At 59.0% G+C, this 15,096-nt stretch carries 13 protein-coding genes; 7 read left to right on the top strand and 6 right to left on the bottom strand.

The window, feature by feature from the left end:
- Nucleotides 1-20: 20 nt before the first annotated feature.
- From AK59_RS0111660 to AK59_RS0111650, 3 genes are all read right to left on the bottom strand, one after another.
- Entirely contained in the window at nt 21-1,040 is a 1,020-nt protein-coding gene (locus AK59_RS0111660; RefSeq protein ID WP_029882822.1) for a Zn-dependent oxidoreductase, read from the bottom strand.
- 14 nt (nt 1,041-1,054) lie between these two features.
- Nucleotides 1,055-2,269 (bottom strand): starvation-sensing protein RspA, encoded by a 1,215-nt coding sequence (gene rspA / locus AK59_RS0111655; protein ID WP_013096791.1) that lies wholly within the window; start codon nt 2,267-2,269, stop codon nt 1,055-1,057.
- A gap of 111 nt (nt 2,270-2,380) precedes the next feature.
- On the bottom strand, nt 2,381-2,707 hold the full coding sequence (locus AK59_RS0111650; protein WP_029882821.1) for a YnfA family protein: 327 nt from the start codon (nt 2,705-2,707) through the stop codon (nt 2,381-2,383).
- A 153-nt stretch (nt 2,708-2,860) separates the two neighbouring features.
- Here AK59_RS0111650 and AK59_RS0111645 point away from each other — a divergent pair, with 153 nt between their 5' ends.
- Together AK59_RS0111645 and speG are read left to right on the top strand one after the other, a co-directional pair.
- Nucleotides 2,861-3,199, top strand: coding sequence for a DUF1283 family protein (locus tag AK59_RS0111645; protein WP_013096793.1), 339 nt, complete (start codon nt 2,861-2,863; stop codon nt 3,197-3,199).
- On the top strand, nt 3,199-3,756 hold the full coding sequence (gene speG, locus AK59_RS0111640) for a spermidine N1-acetyltransferase (protein WP_013096794.1): 558 nt from the start codon (nt 3,199-3,201) through the stop codon (nt 3,754-3,756). Before AK59_RS0111645 ends, speG begins: the two co-directional genes overlap by 1 nt.
- 17 nt (nt 3,757-3,773) lie before the next feature.
- On the opposite strand, the gene AK59_RS0111635 is transcribed toward speG, so the two are convergent.
- On the bottom strand, nt 3,774-4,484 hold the full coding sequence (locus AK59_RS0111635) for a YnfC family lipoprotein (RefSeq protein WP_029882820.1): 711 nt from the start codon (nt 4,482-4,484) through the stop codon (nt 3,774-3,776).
- Nucleotides 4,485-4,589: 105 nt separating this feature from the next.
- Between AK59_RS0111635 and AK59_RS0111630 the strand changes: the two genes are divergently transcribed.
- The 5 genes from AK59_RS0111630 (at nt 4,590) to dmsD (ending at nt 9,609) form a co-directional block, all read left to right on the top strand.
- Complete coding sequence (locus AK59_RS0111630; RefSeq protein ID WP_013096796.1) at nt 4,590-4,883, top strand: DUF1161 domain-containing protein; 294 nt, start codon at nt 4,590-4,592, stop codon at nt 4,881-4,883.
- 146 nt (nt 4,884-5,029) lie between these two features.
- Nucleotides 5,030-7,468 carry a selenate/tellurate reductase subunit YnfE gene (gene ynfE / locus AK59_RS0111625; RefSeq protein ID WP_023622235.1) on the top strand — a complete coding sequence of 813 codons (2,439 nt, stop codon included), beginning with the start codon at nt 5,030-5,032 and terminating at the stop codon, nt 7,466-7,468.
- Nucleotides 7,469-7,478: 10 nt separating this feature from the next.
- On the top strand, nt 7,479-8,096 hold the full coding sequence (locus tag AK59_RS0111620; protein WP_029882819.1) for a DMSO/selenate family reductase complex B subunit: 618 nt from the start codon (nt 7,479-7,481) through the stop codon (nt 8,094-8,096).
- Nucleotide 8,097: 1 nt separating this feature from the next.
- Nucleotides 8,098-8,952 (top strand): dimethyl sulfoxide reductase anchor subunit family protein, encoded by an 855-nt coding sequence (locus AK59_RS0111615; protein ID WP_029882818.1) that lies wholly within the window; start codon nt 8,098-8,100, stop codon nt 8,950-8,952.
- Between the two features lie 42 nt (nt 8,953-8,994).
- Nucleotides 8,995-9,609 carry a Tat proofreading chaperone DmsD gene (dmsD, locus tag AK59_RS0111610; protein ID WP_029882817.1) on the top strand — a complete coding sequence of 205 codons (615 nt, stop codon included), beginning with the start codon at nt 8,995-8,997 and terminating at the stop codon, nt 9,607-9,609.
- A gap of 14 nt (nt 9,610-9,623) precedes the next feature.
- Here the strand turns inward: dmsD and atzF are convergent, their stop codons facing one another.
- Complete coding sequence (gene atzF, locus AK59_RS0111605) at nt 9,624-11,423, bottom strand: allophanate hydrolase (RefSeq protein ID WP_029882816.1); 1,800 nt, start codon at nt 11,421-11,423, stop codon at nt 9,624-9,626.
- Nucleotides 11,420-15,022 carry an urea carboxylase gene (gene uca, locus AK59_RS0111600; RefSeq protein ID WP_029882815.1) on the bottom strand — a complete coding sequence of 1,201 codons (3,603 nt, stop codon included), beginning with the start codon at nt 15,020-15,022 and terminating at the stop codon, nt 11,420-11,422. The genes atzF and uca overlap by 4 nt, the downstream gene beginning before the upstream one ends.
- Nucleotides 15,023-15,096 lie beyond the last annotated feature (74 nt).

Genomic DNA, 15,096 nt, shown 5'->3' with positions numbered 1-15,096 from the left:
GCTCTTAACCGCGTAAATTATTATTGGTCGAAGGTGAGCAAGACTTTGCAGCACTGCCGCTGGTCTTTCTCAAACAGTTCGATGGCGTCTGTCACGTGGTGGTAGTCAAAGGTGTGGGTAATCAGTTTTTCAGGATCGATCAGCCCCTTTTCCAGCCAGTCGATCACGACCGGGAATTTGTTGGCATTCAGGCGCGAGGAGAATATCGACAGCTCTTTGCCGGTGATCCCCTGCTGAACAATCTGGCTCGGATCGCTGGAAAAGCCCATCAGCACGATACGTGCCGCCGGGGAAGCCAGGGTTATCGCTTCCTGCAGAATCGACGGATGACAGGCGGCATCAATGATTAACGTCGGTTTGATGCCTTTTTCTTCCAGCGCCTTATGCAAATCAAGATTACCGTTGTTCAGGACCCAGTCCGCGCCGCTGCGTTGCGCCATCGCCAGCCGTTCATCAATGCGGTCGACGACAATCACCTGCCTGACGTTGTAGACACCTTTCAGCGCCTGCACGGTAACCAGCCCCATCGGGCCCGCGCCATACACCAGGGCGATATCCTGGTCCGTCGGTTTTGCCTGCCCGGTGACGTTGGCAGCAATGGTAAAGGGCTCGACCATCACGGCGTGTTTATCGGGAATGGCATCCGGGATGGGCCACGCATTTTTCGCCGGTACCACGGCGTATTCCGCAAAACCGCCGTCGCGATGCACGCCGAGCACGACCAGGGAGGTACACACGTTCGGTTTACCCACCGAGCACGGATAGCAGTGCCCGCAGCTGATCACCGGATCAACGGAAACCCGCTGCCCCAGGCGTCCGGGGTCAACGCCCTCGCCCGTGGCGTCAATCACACCAAAAAATTCGTGGCCGATAACGCGCGGATATTTCGCGAAGGGGTTATGTCCGCGGTAGATATGGCTGTCGGAGCCGCAGATCCCGGCAAGTTTAATGCTGACGCGCACTTCCCCTGCCCCCGGTTGCGGGAGTGGACGCTCTTCAATTACCAGCTGGTTGGGCTGTTGGATCACTACGCTTTTCATCGTTCGCTCCTCGTTTACCAGTTCCACAGCGTGCCGTCTTCAAGACGAGCCACAGGCAGGTAGGCCGGATCGTACGGGTATTTCGCGGCCAGCTTTTCGTCGAACTCAATACCCAGACCCGGCTTGTCGCCCGGGTGCATATAACCGTTGTCGAAGCGCCAGTTGTGTGGGAAGACTTCAAGCATCTGTTCGGAATAGCCCATATATTCCTGCACGCCGAAATTTGGCACCCACAGGTCGAAGTGCAGCGCGGCAGCATGGCAAATCGGCGACAGATCGGACGGGCCGTGTGACCCCGTCCGCACCTGGTAGAGCGAGGCAAAGTCTGCAATACGACGCATGCCGGTGATCCCGCCTGCATGGGTAATGGTGGCGCGAATGTAGTCGATAAGCTGCTCTTCAATCAGCTGTTTGCAATCCCAGATGCTGTTAAAGACTTCACCCACAGCAATCGGCGTGACGGTGTGCTGGCGGATCAGGCGGAAGCACGCCTGGTTTTCAGCAGGCGTAGGATCTTCCATCCAGAACATGCGGAATTCTTCGATGCTCTTACCGAAACGCGCCGCTTCAATCGGCGTCAGGCGGTGGTGCATGTCATGCAGCAGATGTTCGTTGAAGCCAAATTTACTGCGCACCGCGTCGAACAGCTTCGGCGTGAAGTCGAGGTATTTCTCGGTGGACCACAGCTGCTCTTCCGGCCAGTCCCCTTTGGTGGCAGGCTCATACGCCAGCCCTTTTCCTTTGGACATGCCGTAGGTGGTTTTCATTCCCGGCACGCCGCACTGGACGCGGATCGCCTTAAAGCCCATCTCTTTATGACGGGCGTAATCTTCCAGCACGTCGTCAATGGTATGCCCGGTGGTGTGGCAGTAGACCATTACCCCTTCACGGGAGGCGCCTCCCAGCAGCTGGTAAAGCGGCATATTGGCGGCTTTGGCTTTGATATCCCACAGCGCCATATCCACGGCAGAGATTGCCGACATGGTGACCGGGCCGCGACGCCAGTACGCGCCTTTATAGAAAAACTGCCAGATATCTTCGATGCGGTGCGCATCGCGGCCAATCAGTTGCGGGCAGAGGTGGTCTTTCAGGTAAGAGGCGACGGAGAGTTCGCGTCCGTTTAGTGTGGCATCGCCAAGACCGACGATGCCTTCATCGGTCGTAATTTTAAGGGTGACAAAGTTACGCCCCGGGCAGGTGACAAATACTTCAGCCCCGACAATCTTCATAATTCCGTTCCTTACATCGCATGTTGTGATGCAGGAAATTTACGCAACTGAGCTACTACCATACAAGTATAATGATCAAAATATCCGCGAGCGATCACAAAATCAGGGCGCTCAGGCGCGCCCCCAGCCCGCCACGATGATCAGCATGCCGCACAGGGCAATCAGGGCCCCGGCCCAATCGTAGGCGCTGAGTTTTACCCCATCGACCACGCGTAACCATAGCAGCGCGGTGCAGACATAAACCCCGCCGTAGGCGGCATAGACGCGACCACTGGCCGCCGGATGGAGCGTTAACAGCCAGACAAACAGCGCCAGCGCGATGCCCGCCGGGATCAGCAGTAACACGGTTGCCCCTTTCTTCAGCCAGAGCCAGGGAAGGAAGCAGCCGATAATTTCACAGAGCGCGGTGGCAAAAAATAACAGCGTTGTTTTGATCATATTTCATTTCAGGTGAGGATTTATTTAACCATCATACCTGATGATACGGTTTACTTTTCCATACCCGCGCCGCGGGTATGCCGTCATTTCTGTTTGGTGTAGAATCTGAACAGGGTAACGTGATTATCTGCACCGATTCAAAAAGGAAACGCTATGAGTACATTAAGCAAACGCCTTTGTCTGACCGCCGCACTGGCGCTGTCAACGCTCGCCTTCGCTGCTACGGCTACTGCCGAAACCAGCAAACTCATTATTGAGTCTGGCGATAGCGCGCAGAGCCGCCAGAATGCCGCAATGGACAAAGAACAATGGAATGACACCCGCAGCCTTCGTCAGAAGGTGAACAAGCGTGCTGAGAAAGAGTGGGACAAAGAAGATGTCGCCTTTGACGCACGTGATAAGTGTCAGCAAAGCGCGAACGTTAATGCCTACTGGGAGCCAAACACCCTGCGCTGCCTGGATCGTCGCACGGGTCGTACGGTAGCACCGTAATGCCGGGTCTTGAGGTTAAACTGCGTCCGCTGGAGCGCGAAGATTTGCGCTTCGTCCACCAGCTCGACAACAACGCCAGCGTGATGCGCTACTGGTTTGAAGAGCCGTACGAGGCGTTTGTCGAGCTGTCCGATCTGTACGATAAACACATCCACGATCAAAGCGAACGCCGCTTTGTGGTGGAGTGTGAAGGCGAAAAAGCCGGGCTGGTTGAGCTGGTGGAGATCAACCACGTGCATCGCCGGGCGGAATTCCAGATCATTATCTCCCCGGAACATCAGGGTAAAGGCCTGGCCTCACGGGCGGCGAAGCTGGCGATGGACTACGGATTCAACGTTCTGAATCTGTATAAGCTCTATCTCATCGTCGATAAAGAGAACGAAAAAGCGATCCATATCTACCGTAAGCTGGGCTTTATGGTGGAAGGCGAGCTAATCCACGAGTTCTTTATCAACGGGGAATACCGCAACACCATTCGCATGTGCATTTTCCAGCACCAGCATCTGGCCGGACACAAACCGTCTGGTGCCAGCCTGCTGAAACCTACCGCGCAGTAACCTGCGCGGCTTTACTCTCAGTAGTATTCAATGGTGTTTTTTATGCTGTACTTGCGCTCAACCGCGGGTTTCACGCTGTCGTCGGTGATGGTCAGGTCGCAGCTCACCGGGTTATTGTGCCGGTCGTAATCGCAGCTCTGCTTCACATTCCCCAGCGGTTTGTCATTCAGTAAACTCACGGCCGAGTAATCCATTCTTTTGCGCAGATCCTTCGAGGGTGTCGACTGTACGGATAAGTGCTGATCCCCGGAAACGGTGGTTTTACCGAGCGGGTAGCCGTCCGCGTCATAGCGATATTTCACTTCCATATCTTTACTGTGTGCCGCGACCACAAATCCATTGTCATCGGTATCCCACGTCACACCGGCTGACGGCAGCTCGGCCAGCTGGCATTTGCCCTGCAGTTTCACTTTTCGCTGCTGGGTTTCTGCATCGATGTAGTAGTTGGCATCCAGCACCAGCGCGACGCCGGTATTCGCTTCAAGATCGTGCAGCTCAAGCGTATCAAAGCACCCTTCTGTCGACATCGTCCCGGTCACCCGTTTGGAGACCTCGCCCTTGTCGTTAAACAGCGTCTGGGTAAAGTCTTTGACCGGGCCGCGCAGCGGGTCAAAATCAAACTCATTCGAAAAACTCGCCATCTCAGGCGTGAACGACAGCGGCGCGGAATTGTTGTCGCACCCCACCAGTGTCGCGGCCAGTAGCGTTATCGCTGCGTATTTCTTCACATCATTTACCGATTCAGGGAGATTATTCCCAATCATATTAGCAAATACAGTTGTTTACACGAACCCTGCTAAAATTAATCTACACACAGAGAAAAGGAGCTACAGATGAAACGGTTACCCTGGATTACCGCCCTGCTGTTAATGAGTGCCTCTACCGCCGCGCTGGCGGCACCGGATTCCTGCGAACGTGTAAAAAGCGACATTCAGCAGAAAATCATCAACAACGGCGTGCCGGAATCTGGCTTTACGCTGAACATCGTACCCAACGATCAGGCCGATCGTCCGGATGCGCAGGTTGTTGGGCATTGTGCCAATGATACCTTCAAAATTTTGTACACTCGCACAGGCAGCGGGGCTGCTGCTGGCGCGCAGGAGAGTCCGCAAGGCGAACCGCAGTGATTTTTAACCACTTTCCTTGCACCAATCCCCCTTGAATTGATGAGGATTAATATTTAATACCTCCAAATAAGTAACACTCACCCCATCATTAGCCCGGTTGTAATCACGGGCGAAAATAATAGTCAATTAAAATGATGGGGTGAGCCATGTCCGATGTCGAACATCACGGTGGAATTAGCCGCCGAACACTCGTTAAGTCCACCGCGATAGGTTCTCTGGCGCTTGCCGCCGGTGGTATCTCGTTGCCGTTTGGATTGAAAAGCGCCGCTGCTGCGGTGCAAAACGCCGTACAGCCTGCTGAAGATAAAGTGGTCTGGGGAGCCTGCTCGGTCAACTGCGGCAGCCGCTGCGCGCTGCGTCTGCATGTCCGTGACGACGAAGTTTATTGGGTGGAAACGGATAATACCGGGGAGGATATCTACGGCAATCATCAGGTGCGCGCCTGTCTTCGCGGACGCTCCATCCGCCGTCGCATTAATCACCCTGACCGCCTTAACTACCCGATGAAGCGCGTGGGCAAACGCGGTGAAGGTAAATTTGAGCGCATCTCCTGGGATGAAGCGCTGGATACCCTGACCCGCAGCCTGAAAAATGTTGTGGAAAAATACGGCAACGAAGCGGTGTACATTAACTACTCCTCCGGCATTGTCGGCGGCAATATCACCCGCTCTTCCCCTTACGCCTCGCTGGTGGCGCGCCTGATGAACTGTTACGGCGGCTTCCTGAGCCACTATGGCACCTACAGTACCGCGCAAATTTCCTGCGCGATGCCGTACACCTACGGCAGCAATGATGGCAACAGCACCTCCGACATTGAAAACACTAAACTGGTGGTAATGTTCGGCAATAATCCGGCGGAAACGCGTATGAGCGGCGGCGGGATCACCTACTACCTCGAACAGGCGCGTGAACGCTCAAATGCGCGGATGATCGTCATCGACCCGCGTTATACCGACACCGCTGCCGGACGTGAAGATGAATGGATCCCGATTCGCCCGGGTACCGATGCCGCGCTGGTAGCCGGACTTGCATGGGTATTAATCAACGAAAATCTGGTTGACCAGCCGTTCCTCGATAAATACTGCGTTGGCTATGACGAAAAAACGCTGCCGGAAGGCGCGCCTGCTAATGGGCACTACAAAGCGTATATTCTCGGCCAGGGCGACGATAATACGCCAAAAACCCCGGAGTGGGCCTCGCGCATTACAGGTATTCCTGCGGATCGCATCGTCAAGCTGGCGCGCGAGATTGGCTCGGCAAAACCCGCCTATATTTGCCAGGGCTGGGGACCGCAGCGCCAGGCTAACGGTGAACTGACGTCGCGCGCCATCGCCATGCTGCCGATCTTAACCGGCAACGTGGGTATCAACGGCGGTAACAGCGGCGCGCGCGAATCGACCTATACCATCACCATCGAACGGATGCCGCTGCCGGAAAACCCGGTAAAAACGCAGATCTCCTGCTTTAGCTGGACAGATGCCATCGCCCGCGGCCCGGAAATGACCGCCCTGCGCGACGGTGTGCGTGGCAAGGATAAGCTGGATGTGCCGATCAAGTTCATCTGGAACTATGCCGGTAATACCATCATCAACCAGCACTCCGACATCAACAAAACCCACGATATTCTGCAGGACGAAAGCAAGTGCGAAACCATCGTGGTGATCGACAACTTTATGACTTCTTCGGCGAAATACGCCGACATCCTGCTGCCGGACCTCATGACCGTCGAGCAGGAAGACATCATCCCGAACGATTATGCGGGCAATATGGGCTATCTGATTTTCCTGCAGCCCGTCACCGCGCCGAAGTTTGAGCGTAAGCCCATCTACTGGATCATGAGCGAAGTGGCGAAACGCCTCGGGCCGGACATCCATCAGAAATTCACCGAAGGCCGGACACAGTCGCAGTGGCTGCAGTATCTGTACGCCAAAATGCTGGCGAAAGATCCGCAGCTTCCGTCCTATGACGAACTGAAAAAAATGGGCATTTATAAGCGCAAAGATCCCAACGGACACTTCGTGGCGTATAAAAAATTCCGCGATGATCCGGATGCCCATCCGCTCAAAACCCCGTCAGGCAAGATTGAAATTTACTCCAGCAAGCTGGCAGAGATTGCCGCCACCTGGGAGCTGGAAAAAGATGAAACCATCAGCCCACTGCCGGTGTACGCCTCAACGTTTGACGGCTGGGATGCCCCGGAACGTAAAACATACCCGCTGCAGCTGTTTGGCTTCCACTTCAAGGCGCGCACCCACTCCAGCTACGGCAACGTGGATGTGCTTAAAGCCGCCTGTCGTCAGGAGGTATGGCTCAATCCGGTTGATGCGGCACAACGCGGTATTCAAAACGGCGATATGGTGCGCGTGTTTAACGACCGCGGCGAAGTGCGCATTGCCGCGAAAGTCACCCCGCGCATCATGCCCGGCGTCAGCGCGATGGGCCAGGGGGCCTGGCACGACGCCAACATGAACGGCGATCGGATCGACCACGGCTCATGCATCAACACGTTGACCACCCATCGCCCGTCACCGCTGGCGAAAGGCAACCCGCAGCACACCAATCTGGTGCAGATCGAGAAGGCGTAAGGAGTAACCGATGACAACCCAGTATGGATTTTTTATTGACTCCAGCCGTTGCACCGGGTGCAAAACCTGCGAGCTGGCCTGCAAGGATTACAAAGACCTGACCCCGGACGTCAGCTTCCGCCGGATCTACGAATACGCGGGCGGCGACTGGCAGGAGGATAACGGCGTCTGGCATCAGAACGTCTTTGCCTATTACCTGTCGATTGCCTGTAACCACTGTGAAGATCCGGCCTGCACCAAAGTGTGCCCGAGCGGGGCAATGCACAAGCGTGACGACGGGTTTGTGGTAGTGAATGAAGACGTCTGCATTGGCTGCCGCTACTGCCATATGGCCTGTCCTTACGGTGCGCCGCAGTACAACGCCGCCAAAGGCCACATGACCAAGTGCGACGGCTGCCACGACCGCGTCGCAGAGGGCAAAAAGCCGATTTGCGTGGAGTCCTGTCCGCTGCGCGCGCTGGACTTCGGCCCGATTGGCGAGCTGCGTAAAAAACACGGCCAGCTTGCAGCTGTCGCGCCACTGCCGTCCGCGCACTTCACCAAGCCAAGCATTGTGATTAAACCTAACGCCAACAGCCGCCCGACGGGAGATACCACCGGCTATCTGGCAAACCCGAAGGAGGTGTGAGATGGGAAGTGGATGGCATGAATGGCCGCTGGTGATCTTCACCGTTTTTGGGCAGTGCGTGGCCGGGGCTTTGCTCGTCAGCGGTCTGGCATGGATGAGGGAGAGTGACGAGGCGGTCAAAGCCCGCATCGTGCGCAGCATGTTCTTTTTATGGCTGGTCATGGGCGTTGGCTTTATCGCATCGGTGATGCACCTGGGCTCCCCGCTCAGGGCGTTTAACTCCCTGAACCGTGTTGGCGCGTCGGCGCTCAGCAACGAGATCGCGGCAGGCTCGGTCTTCTTTGCCGTCGGTGGCTTCTGGTGGCTGGTGTCGGTTATCGGTAAAATGCCGCCCGCGTTGGGTAAAGTATGGATGGTGGTGAGCCAGATCCTGGGGATTGTGTTTGTCTGGGCCATGACCCGCGTGTATCAGATCGATACGGTTCCGACCTGGTACACCGGCTACACCACGCTGGCCTTTTTCCTGACGATGGTGCTGGGCGGCCCGCTGTTTGCCACCCTGCTGCTTCGCGCCGCTGGCACCGCCTTCAGAGGCACGTTTGCCGCATCGGTGAGCGTACTGGCGCTGCTGCTGAGCGTGGCGGTGATTGTGCTGCAGAGTAACGAACTGGCGACGCTACACAGCTCCGTACAACAGGCCAGCGCCCTGCTGCCGGACTATGGCGCATGGCAAGTTGGCCGTATCATACTGGTCGCCGCCGGATTAGGCTGCTGGCTGTGCCCGCTCATCCGGCGCCAGGAGCCGAAAACCCTCGCGCTCTTTGCAGGCCTGGTGCTGGTTGTCGTGGGTGAACTGATCGGCCGCGGTCTGTTCTATGGTCTGCACATGACGGTAGGTATGGCAATTGCCGGTTAACACAGGCGCGCGGGTTCGCCCGCGCGAGCAAGGAAGGTTGTAATGAAAGATGTCTCACAGCGTGAAGCGTTCGCGTTCAGCGCCCGGGTACTGGGCGCATTGTTTTATTATTCACCCGACAGCGAGCACGTTGCGCCGCTGGTCAACGCCCTGACCGCTGGCGACTGGGTTACGGACTGGCCGCTGCCGCAGGCGGCGCTGCAGCCCATCGCCGACACCTTTACGGTATCTGCCGATGAGCCCGTCACCGACGCCTGGCAACGGCTGTTTATTGGCCCCTATGCGCTGCCCGCACCGCCGTGGGGTTCCGTATGGCTGGATCGTGAATCCGTGCTGTTTGGGGATTCAACCCTCGCCCTGCGTCAGTGGATGCGGGAAAACCAGATTGCCTTTGAGATGCAGCAGAACGAACCGGAAGATCATTTTGGTACGTTGCTGCTGCTGGCCGCGTGGCTCACTGAGAACGGACGCGAGACGGAACGCGACCAGCTTCTGGCGTGGCACCTGCTGCCGTGGAGCACCCGTTTTCTCTCCGTGTTTGTTGAAAACGCCGGGCACCCGTTCTATACCGCACTGGGAAAACTCGCGCAGCTGACGCTTGCGGACTGGCAATCTACCTTACTGATCCCGGTCGCAAAAAAACCGCTCTACCGTTAACCGCGCTGGCTTGCTCACGGATGCTGAGCAAGCCAGGCTCGCCAGCCACCGAATCGCGTAATCTCCTGTGCTCCCTCTAATCCAGCCTCCTCGCAGATAAACCCGGTCAGCCAGCGCCCGTCCTGGAGTTCGATTTTCCCCAGGCCCAGCGGTGCAGGGATCCCGGCCAGAAACGATCCCACTTCGCTGTGCGGAAGTGCCCAAACTTCGACGGCTATTGCGGAACCCTGTTCTCTTGCCCGCACCATGCCCGGTCGTTTGCCGTCTGCCAGGGCAAAGAGCCGATAATGCGGGGCACTGGTGGTGGCTTCTACATACGTCGCCCCGCGCTGGCGCAGTTGATGATTCAGCGCCAGCCCGTCCAGGTGCGCCCCGCACACCACCAGGTGCAGGCGATCATCGGTGGCGGTTGAAGCGGGTGCGTCCTCTTGTATCTCGCGCTCTCCGGGCAGAGGTAATTTTTGGTGACGTTGTAACGCATCGGCCAGACTGAGCAGGTACTGGTCGGTAAACGCGCGGCCAAACAGCGTTATGCCGGAAGGCAAGCCGTTGGCCATAAACCCTGCCGGGACCGCCACGGCAGCGTAATCAAGCAGGTTCATAAAGTTGGTGTAAAGCCCAAGCTCAGAGTTGCGTTTGACCGGTTCCTCCGCCAGCTCGGCCAGACTCACCGGGCGCGGATAAGTGGGGGTTAACACGCACTCAAGCCCCGCCAGTATGGCATCGCACTCGCTTTTATAGGCCTGAAGCTGGTACTGCGCTTCAAACGCCGCTACCGCACTCATGGCAGGCGCTTTTTGCAGCACATTGCGGATCACCGGCAGCACCGCGTCCGGCTGTTGCTCAATCAACGCGCCCGCCACGTGGTAGCGCTCGGCCACCCACGGGCCGTCATAGAGCAGTTTTGCTGCCGCCAGGAACGGCGAAAAGTCGATGGTCACCGGCACGCCGCCAAGGGCGATCAGCCTCTCCTTTGCGGTGTGATACAGCGCCTCGCTCTCTGCGCAGCCGAGAAACTCCAGCGAGTCCGGCACGCCAAAGCGAAAACCGGCTGCCGGTACGCCAAATGCCTGCGCTCCGTTCCAGGACGGGTTAGCACGGCTGTAGTCATCGTGCGCGTCTTTCGTCGCCGTCAGCGCCAGCAGTTGGCTGGCCTCCGCTGCCGTGCTGGTGAAGAACGTTACGCAGTCCAGCGTGCGGCAGGCGGGCACCACACCCGCTGTCGAGATCAGCCCTTTGGTCGCCTTCAGCCCGACCAGATTATTGAGAGAGGCCGGAACGCGCCCGCTCCCGGCGGTATCGGTGCCCAGGGCAAAGCTCGCCAGCCCCAGCGCCACAGCCAGCGACGAGCCCGCGCTTGAGCCACCGGACGGATACTCCGGATGCACACTGTTGCGACACGCACCAAATGGTGAGCGCGTGCCGTTTAAGCCGGTCGCGAACTGGTCGAGATTGGTTTTCCCCAGCGGGACCGCCCCCAGCGCAATCAGCTGCGACACTATCGTCGCATCCTGCTCTGCCCGGTACGCAAAGGCCGGACAGGCGGCGGTGGTCTCAATACCCGCCAGATCGATATTGTCTTTAATGGCAAACGGCACGCCATAGAGCGGCAACGATGCCGGATCCACGCCGTCCAGCGCGGCCAGATACGGCTCCAGCTCGTCGGGCGTGAGAAGATAAATAAAGGCGTTAAATTCCGGGTTCAGCGCCAGCGCGCGCTCGCGCAGGGCAAGGATAACCGCGCGAGGACGGATCTGACCGGAACGGTATGCCTGCGCCAGAACATCAAGGCGTAAATCAAAAAGGTGCTTCATGCTGTTTTCTCCAGGACCACCACACACTGACCCGCGCGCACCGATGAACCCGGCTGCACGCGCACCTGGCTGACCACCCCGTCCTGGGTTGCGACCAGCGGGATCTCCATCTTCATGGACTCCAGCACCACCAGCACATCGCCTTCGCGCACGGTGTTGCCGACTTCAACGTTTACCTGCCACAGGTTGCCCGACACCGGGCTGTCAATCCCGGCCTGTCCGGGTGCCAGCGGCGCGTCTTCGCCATCCGTTACCAGCACCTCGCTGCTGTCAAAATGGGCCTGACCGTTGGCGGCCCAGCGCTCACGCTCGGCGTCAAACGCGGCCTGCTGATGCGCGCGGAATGCCTCAATCTCCGGCGCCTCGTCGGCCAGGAATTGTTGATACTCCGCCAGCTTCAGCGTGGTGTGTTCGATGCGCAGCGGATAACGCCCCAGCGGGAAATCCCGGCGGATGGTGAGCAACTCTTCGGCAGAGACCGGATAAAAGCGGATCTGGTCGAAGAAGCGCAGTAGCCAGGGCTTGCCGTCAAAATCCTCCACGGCGTGATAGCGATTCCACATCTGTAGCGTGCGTCCGACAAACTGATACCCGCCCGGCCCCTCCATGCCGTAGACGCAAAGGTAGGCCCCGCCAATACCCACCGAGTTTTCCGCCGTCCAGGTGCGTGCCGGGTTGTATTTGGTGGTCACCAGACGATGACGAGGATCGAGCGGTGTCGCGACCGGCGCGCCCAGGTAGACATCTCCCAGCCCCATCACCAGATAGCGGGCGTCGAACACCGTTTTATAGACCTCATCGATATTCGCCAGATCGTTGATACGACGGATAAACTCCAGGTTGCTCGGACACCATGGCGCATCCCGGCGCACGGTGGTCATGTATTTGTCGATGGCCTTCTGGCACGCGGGATCGTCCCAGGAGAGCGGCAGCCAGACCACGCGCGACGGCACGTCCAGCGACGCCTGCCCGCATACGTCCTGCCACAGCCCGACCACCGTCTCCAGCAGCGCTTCCAGACTCAGCGTTTCCGGCTGATAGTGAATCTGCAGGGAGCGGATCCCCGGCGTGAGGTCGATAATCCCCGTCAGGGCGCGCGTTTCCAGCGCCTGCATCAGCGCGTGGGCGCGAAAACGCAACACCAGATCCAGTTCGGGGTCGCCTATCTCCAGCAGCAGATGGGTATCGCCGGATAACCTCGCCACCAGCCGTTTATCGTCCTCTCCCACCTCCAGCACCACCGGCGAGCTCAGCCCGACAGGTTGCCACGGCATGACCTGCGGCGTCAGGCTGGCGATTTGCGCCGCCTGCCCCTGCGCCAGCCGTCGGGCGGTGGAAACGTCCACCGGCATAAAGCGCACTTTATCGCCCGCTTTCAGCTGGCCAACCGCGTGTAAATCCGCCTCAATGACGGTGACCGGGCAGACAAATCCCCCCAGACTTGGGCCGTCGGGGCCGAGGATCACCGGCATATCGCCGGTGAAATCCACCGCGCCAATGGCGTACGGGTTGTCGTGGATGTTCGACGGGTGCAGCCCCGCTTCGCCGCCGCTGTCGCGTACCCATTCCGGTTTCGGGCCGATCAGACGCACGCCCGTGCGGCTGGAGTTAAAATGTACCTCCCACTCGGTGGCAAAAAAGGTCGCCATATAACCCGGCGTAAAATACTCCGGCGCACCATGCGGACCGTAAATCACCCGCAGCTCACGCACCCCATCCAGGCTGGTGCGCAGGGCCTGCGGCAGCTCCCCGTCCGCGACAGGTTCGGTCAATGGGGACAGATGCAGCACGTCACCTGTGCGCAGTGCCCGTCCGGCGTGACCGCCAAACTGCCCGAGGGTGAAGGTGCTTTTGCTGCCCAGATAATCCGGTACCTCAAACCCGCCGCGCAGGCAGAGATAGCTGCGCACGCCGTCACCCTGAATATCGCCCATACGCAGCGTGCTTCCCGCCCGGACGCGGAAAACGCGGTTGTTTGCCAGCGGCACGCCGTCCAGCGTCAGCGCGATGGCTGCGCCGGTCACCGCCAGCTGCGCGTCGCAGTTGAATTTCAGCGTCGGGCCGCTGAGGGTGATCTCCAGCGCGGCGGCCCCCTCCTCATTGCCCAGCAGACGGTTGCCGAGACGCAGCGCCAGGCTGTCCACCGGCCCGGAGGGCGGCACCCCGACGGCCCAGTAGCCCGTCCGCCCCGGATAATCCTGCACCGTGGTTTGCGTCCCGGCGCTGAGCACCTCAAGGGTGAAGGCCTGATAGTCCAGCGTCTCTAAACAGCGGGTCCACGGCTCGCCGAGGGCGAACGGCGGGAAGGTTAAAATCTGCTGCAAATAGCTGCGGTTGGTTTCCACGCCGTAGAGACGCGTCTCTCCCAGCGCGGTGTGCAGGACGCGGATCGCCGCCTCGCGCGTGGGCTGCCAGGCGATGATTTTGGCCAGCATCGGGTCAAAAAACGGCGGTACGTCGCAGCCGGACTCCACCCAGCTGTCGATGCGCAATGTGCGACGGTCGTTTTCCGGGAACACCACTTCGGTGAGTAGCCCTGGCGACGGCTGGAACTGACGGCCCGGATCTTCGGCGTAGACCCGCGCCTGAATGGCGTGTCCTTGTGGTTGCAGGCTGGCGCGCAGCTCCGCCAGCGGCGGCAGCGTTCCGGCCGCCAGGTCAATCATCCAGCGAACCAGGTCAACACCCCACACCTGCTCGGTGACGCCGTGCTCTACCTGCAGACGGGTGTTCACTTCAAGGAAGTAAAAGCGGGCCGTGTCGCTGTCGTAGACAAACTCCACGGTACCCGCGCTGCGGTAGTGGAGCGCCTGGCCGAGTTTTATCGCCGCCTCGCACAGCGCTGTCTCCATGCCGTCCGGCAGGTTAGGCGCGGGCGTCTCTTCCAGCACCTTCTGGTTACGCCGCTGTACCGAGCAGTCGCGCACGCCGAGGGCAATCACCTCGCCTTTGCCGTCACCAAACAGCTGGACTTCCAGGTGACGCGCCCGCTCAATGTATTTTTCGATAAACACGCCCGCGTCGCTAAAGTTATTCTTGCCCAGGCGCACCACGGCATCGAAGGCGTCGCGCAGCTCTTCCGCTTGATAACAGACCCGCATGCCGATCCCGCCGCCACCCGCGGTGCTTTTCAGCATTACCGGGTAGCCCACTTCCGCCGCAGCGTGAACGGCCTCATCGACGTTAGCCAGCAGTCCGGTGCCTTCGAGCATCGGCACGCCGTGCGTTTTCGCCAGCGCGCGGGCAGTATGTTTCAGGCCAAACAGGCGCAACTGTTCCGGCGTAGGGCCGACAAACGCAATGCCTGCGGCTTCGCAGGCTTCGGCAAATGCGGCGTTTTCCGACAGAAAACCGTAGCCCGGATGAATGGCCTGCGCACCGCTGGCTCTGGCGGCCGCGATGATCTTTTCGCTCACCAGATAGGTGTTCGCCGCCGGGCCCTCGCCCAGGCTCAGCGCCTCATCCGCTTCCCGGATATGCAGGCTGCTGAGATCGGCTTCGGAGTAGACCGCCACGCCGCGGATCTTCATGGCGCGCAGGGTGCGCAGAATGCGGCAGGCAATCGCCCCGCGGTTTGCAATCAGGAGTGTCGTCAACATAGGTCAGACTCAATCGTGGCGGGTCGTCCCGCCGAAAATCGGCTCACCCATGGTCGTCCATGGGGAAAAAGCGG

The organism is Enterobacter sp. T1-1, assembly GCF_000710795.1.
GTDB classification, from domain to species: domain Bacteria; phylum Pseudomonadota; class Gammaproteobacteria; order Enterobacterales; family Enterobacteriaceae; genus Enterobacter; species Enterobacter cloacae.
This window is presented reverse-complemented; position numbering and strand designations above follow the sequence as displayed.

What these genes read in the sequence shown, in the direction of transcription:
- ynfE (WP_023622235.1), top strand. Translation starts at nt 5,030, where the DNA reads ATGTCCGATGTCGAACATCACGGTGGAATTAGCCGCCGAACACTCGTT.
- uca (WP_029882815.1), bottom strand. Translation starts at nt 15,022, where the DNA reads ATGTTGACGACACTCCTGATTGCAAACCGCGGGGCGATTGCCTGCCGC.
- atzF (WP_029882816.1), bottom strand. Translation starts at nt 11,423, where the DNA reads ATGAAGCACCTTTTTGATTTACGCCTTGATGTTCTGGCGCAGGCATAC.
- AK59_RS0111660 (WP_029882822.1), bottom strand. Translation starts at nt 1,040, where the DNA reads ATGAAAAGCGTAGTGATCCAACAGCCCAACCAGCTGGTAATTGAAGAG.
- AK59_RS0111645 (WP_013096793.1), top strand. Translation starts at nt 2,861, where the DNA reads ATGAGTACATTAAGCAAACGCCTTTGTCTGACCGCCGCACTGGCGCTG.
- speG (WP_013096794.1), top strand. Translation starts at nt 3,199, where the DNA reads ATGCCGGGTCTTGAGGTTAAACTGCGTCCGCTGGAGCGCGAAGATTTG.
- AK59_RS0111650 (WP_029882821.1), bottom strand. Translation starts at nt 2,707, where the DNA reads ATGATCAAAACAACGCTGTTATTTTTTGCCACCGCGCTCTGTGAAATT.
- AK59_RS0111630 (WP_013096796.1), top strand. Translation starts at nt 4,590, where the DNA reads ATGAAACGGTTACCCTGGATTACCGCCCTGCTGTTAATGAGTGCCTCT.
- dmsD (WP_029882817.1), top strand. Translation starts at nt 8,995, where the DNA reads ATGAAAGATGTCTCACAGCGTGAAGCGTTCGCGTTCAGCGCCCGGGTA.
- AK59_RS0111615 (WP_029882818.1), top strand. Translation starts at nt 8,098, where the DNA reads ATGGGAAGTGGATGGCATGAATGGCCGCTGGTGATCTTCACCGTTTTT.
- AK59_RS0111620 (WP_029882819.1), top strand. Translation starts at nt 7,479, where the DNA reads ATGACAACCCAGTATGGATTTTTTATTGACTCCAGCCGTTGCACCGGG.
- rspA (WP_013096791.1), bottom strand. Translation starts at nt 2,269, where the DNA reads ATGAAGATTGTCGGGGCTGAAGTATTTGTCACCTGCCCGGGGCGTAAC.